At 69.6% G+C, this 3,648-nt stretch carries 3 protein-coding genes and 1 pseudogene; 2 read left to right on the top strand and 2 right to left on the bottom strand.

From position 1 onward, the window contains the following. Both V7067_RS16470 and V7067_RS16465 read right to left on the bottom strand, forming a co-directional pair. Positions 1 to 563: GAF domain-containing protein (locus V7067_RS16470; RefSeq protein ID WP_334176979.1), on the bottom strand; the 563-nt coding region annotated here is incomplete at its 3' end. A 105-nt stretch (positions 564 to 668) separates the two neighbouring features. Beyond that, positions 669 to 1,226 (bottom strand): sugar transferase, encoded by a 558-nt coding sequence (locus tag V7067_RS16465; protein WP_334176978.1) that lies wholly within the window; start codon positions 1,224 to 1,226, stop codon positions 669 to 671. A gap of 334 nt (positions 1,227 to 1,560) precedes the next feature. Here V7067_RS16465 and V7067_RS16460 point away from each other — a divergent pair, with 334 nt between their 5' ends. Together V7067_RS16460 and V7067_RS16455 are read left to right on the top strand one after the other, a co-directional pair. After that, complete coding sequence (locus V7067_RS16460) at positions 1,561 to 2,835, top strand: O-antigen ligase family protein (RefSeq protein WP_334176977.1); 1,275 nt, start codon at positions 1,561 to 1,563, stop codon at positions 2,833 to 2,835. Between the two features lie 229 nt (positions 2,836 to 3,064). Beyond that, positions 3,065 to 3,648: pseudogene (locus tag V7067_RS16455) on the top strand (hypothetical protein); the annotation flags it as partial.

The following is a 3,648-nucleotide window of genomic DNA, read 5'->3' as shown; positions in this document are numbered from 1 at the left end:
GGCGAGGACTGCAGCATCGCAAGGCGCGTGGCCTCGCTCATTGCAGCCGGCGACTCGTCGCGCTTGATGGCCTGTGCGATCAGCACCGTCATCGTGCTGACGACGGCGATCCGCTCCTCGGTCCAGCCCGCGCCGCTGTCATCGATATCCAGGAAGATATGCCCCCACCAGCGCCCGTCCACCATGAGCGGCGCGATGAGGTAACGCACGATGCCGAAGTGATCGAGAAAATGCCGGACCGGCCCGCTTTCGCCGGCAGCCCGGCCGGTGGCCACCAGCCCCTTGCGCAACCGCCCCGAGGCACCGGCGAGCCAGCGGCCCGGCGGTGCAAGTACGCCGGTGGCCTCGCCGAGCGCCGCCAGCCCCGGCCGGTGACAATCGACAAGGCAGCGCTGCGCCGGCGCCGCGCCGCCCTGCCCCAGCAGGCGAAACACAGCCACCCGGCGCACGCCCTCCAGTGCGCAAATGGCGCCGCAACCGTCTTCCGCCGCTTGCCGCCAGTCGCCCGGCTGCAGCAGCCGCGACGCCAGATGCGCGAGGGCGAGCGTCCAGCCGTTCTGCACGAAGTGCCCCCCGGTTGTTCGTCTTTTGGCAAGTATGCGCGACGATGACAGGCCGCTGCAACCTATACAAGAGGCGACCTTTCCCGGGCCTTGCGCCTGCCGGGGTCAGCGATGGGCCGCGTCCCCTTGTCCGCCGCCACGCACGGTGGCCAGCAGGATGCGCAGATCGCCGGCGAATGACTGGCTGGCGAGATATTCGGCATCGACGCGGGCCAGTCGCTCGGGCACCGACATGTCGATATCGCGAATCTGCGCCAGTCCGGTGATGCCGGGCCGCAGGGCGAATACGCCCCGCGCCCGGCGGGCAGCGATCAGCTCATGCTGCGACGGCAGGCAGGGGCGCGGTCCGACGAGGCTCATGTCGCCCATGAGCACGTTCCACAGCTGCGGCAATTCGTCGAGCTTGGTGCGGCGCAGAAAGGCGCCGATGGGGGTGATCGCCGAAGCGCCGACCTCGTGGGAGGCCCGGTTCGGCGTGCCGGTCTTCATGGAACGCAGCTTGTAGCAACGGAACGGGCGCTCGTTGCGACCGACGCGGATCTGCACGAAAAACGCAGGCCCCGGCGAATCCCGCCGGATCAGCACCACCAGCACCGCCAGCGCCGGCAACAGCACGATGAGCCCGCCGAGCGCGGCGAGGAAATCGAACGCCCGTTTCAGCATCTCAAGCCTATCGCCCCTGCCGCCCCGACCTGCTACTGCGCCGCTGTTTCCCACGAATGCGCCCGGAAGGAAAGCCAGAGCGCCAGGCACCGCGGCGCCTATCTCCTTCAACGGCGCCATCCGCCCGCCCGTCCCGCGCCGCAGGCCTTGCGCGGGCGGCGGGCTTGCGCAAAGAAAGCGGCGGTTGGACAACGGCGGGCGGCATGGTCGCAACTTCGACACGATCGCACCCGATTCCAACCGCGACCGGTGCCGGCGCTTCCCGGCGCTTGGCCCTTTGCCTCTTTCCGCCCGCGCCGGCAGCCTCGCCGGCAAGGCTGCCGATGGACCCGAGATGTCGTCTGCGCGTGCACGCCCGGCCGGTCTGTTCGACCGTCTGCGAACCATCGACCCCTGTGCCGCACTGATCTGCGCCACCATTCTGGGCGTCGCCACCGTGCCGTTCCATCCGTTCTGGCTGCTGGCCTATGTCGGGTGGATGGTGGCCGGCGTGGTGCTGCTGGCGGCCTCGCCGCAGTTCCGGGCCGATCTCCTCGCCGCGCCGGAGCGCCGGCGCATGGTGGCGCTGTTCGCCTTTCTGGCGCTGTGGCAGGCCGCGGGCATCGTCGCGCGCGGCGAGGCCGCCGACGGCCGGGTGTGGCAGGCAACGGCAAACATCGTCACCGTCTTTCTCTTTCTGATCACCGTGCTCGGCGCGCTGCGGCGCGACGCCGGCTTCGCCCGCTGGCTGCTGCCGGCCGCCAGCATCTTCGTCGCCATCGGCGCCGGCTGGGCCATGGTGCAGCAGATCTGGGTGCAGGCCGAATACTGGCACATGTTCCCGCGGCTTTATCTTTATGGCCGCGCCGGCAACCCGATTCAGGCCGCCACCGTGCTGGCCTTCGCCTCCGCTGCCGGCCTGCTGGCGCTGCGCACGACGCGGGGCGGCCTGCGCCTCGCGGTGCTGGTCTCGCTCGCCCTCAATCTGGCCGGGCTCTATCTCACCTACGGCCGCGGGCCGCTCATCGCCTTCATCGTCAGCGGGGCCATCACCCTCGTGCTGGCGTGGATGAAGCCGGGCCGGCTGCGCGCGGCGGCGGCCGCCGTCATGATCCTGCTTGCCGTGGCGCTGCCGACCTCGCTGGTGCTGGCCGAACCGGTTCTGAACCAGCTCGGCTGCGCGCAGGTCAGCAATGCCGGCGTGATCGGCGGCGGCAACGAGATGTGCCGCACCTCCTACCGGCTGGAAATCTGGCATCTGGCCATCCGGTCCATCGCCGCCCACCCGCTGTTCGGCGCCGGGCCGGAGGCGCGCATCGACCATCCGCTGGGCGAACACCCGCACAACGGCTATCTGTCGATGGCGTTCTATTTCGGCCTGCCGGCGCTGGCCGCCTATCTCGGGCTGATCGTCAACGCCATCGCGGCGGCCCTGACGCGGCCGGCGCAGCCCGCCCGCCGGCTGGCGCTGTGGATGCTGATCTTCACCCTGATGTTCATGGCCGCCGATCTCGCCAACCCGATTTCGTTTATCAACGCCTATTATCTCTATCTCTGGCTGCCGATGGCCCTTGCGCTGGGCTACATGCCGGGGCACGAGGATGGTGCGGCGGCCAAAGCGCCGGTATGATGGCAGACCCGCGCGCCCGGCAGGCGCGCACCGGGCCGCGACGCGCGCAGGCCGGCCCGGCAGAGACCGATCCCGGCGCAGAAAACACCCTGCCGTTCCCGCTGCCGCCCGGCCGCGGGGCGGAACCGAGCGAAATGCAGATGCTGTCTGAAGATGCTGTCAGTCACGGTGGGCCGGCCGGCCCGGCCGGGGTCCGTCCCGAGCGGCGGGCCGCAGGCGGACGACGCGCATGAAGCAGGTCTGGAAGGGGCTCAACCGCCGGCTCTATGAGGTGCCGCGCATCGGCCGGCGTCTGTTTCTGGCGCTGGTGGATGCCCTGCTGGCGCCCTTTGCACTGTGGGTCGCCTATGGCCTGCGTCTGGCCGATTTCTGGGTCGAGTGGATTCTGGTGCCCGGCCGGCCGGTGTTCCTGCTGATCCCGTTCGCCGCCGTTCTGGTGTTCTGGCAGCTCGGCGTCTACCGCATTCTGGTGCGCTCGTCGGACCGCACGGCCGCCTTCATCATCGCCCGCGCCGTCACGGTGCTGGTGATCGGGCTCTATGTGCTCGGCCATCTGGCGCCCTGGCTGATGATCCCGCGCTCGGTGCCGATCCTGTTCGGCATCCTGTATTTCCTCATGACATGGGGCTGCCGGCTGTTCGGCCAGAGCTATTTCTTCTGGCTGACCCGGCAGCTGCACGATCTGGAACCCGTCATCGTCTACGGCGCCGGCCGGGCCGGCCTGCAATTGCAGATGTCGCTCGATGGCGGGCGCGAATATTCCGTGGTCGCCTTCATCGACGACGACAAGGCGCTGCAGGGCACGCAGATCGT

Origin of the sequence: Pseudoxanthobacter sp. (assembly GCF_036822375.1) — a bacterium.
In the GTDB taxonomy this organism is placed as follows: Bacteria; Pseudomonadota; Alphaproteobacteria; order Rhizobiales; family Segnochrobactraceae; genus Pseudoxanthobacter.
The sequence above is the reverse complement of the archived record's forward strand: the minus strand, read 5'-3'. Positions and strand labels throughout refer to the sequence as shown.

Excerpts from the sequence above, each read along its gene's own strand:
- V7067_RS16465 (WP_334176978.1), bottom strand. The coding sequence starts at position 1,226 with ATGCTGAAACGGGCGTTCGATTTCCTCGCCGCGCTCGGCGGGCTCATC.
- V7067_RS16460 (WP_334176977.1), top strand. The coding sequence starts at position 1,561 with ATGTCGTCTGCGCGTGCACGCCCGGCCGGTCTGTTCGACCGTCTGCGA.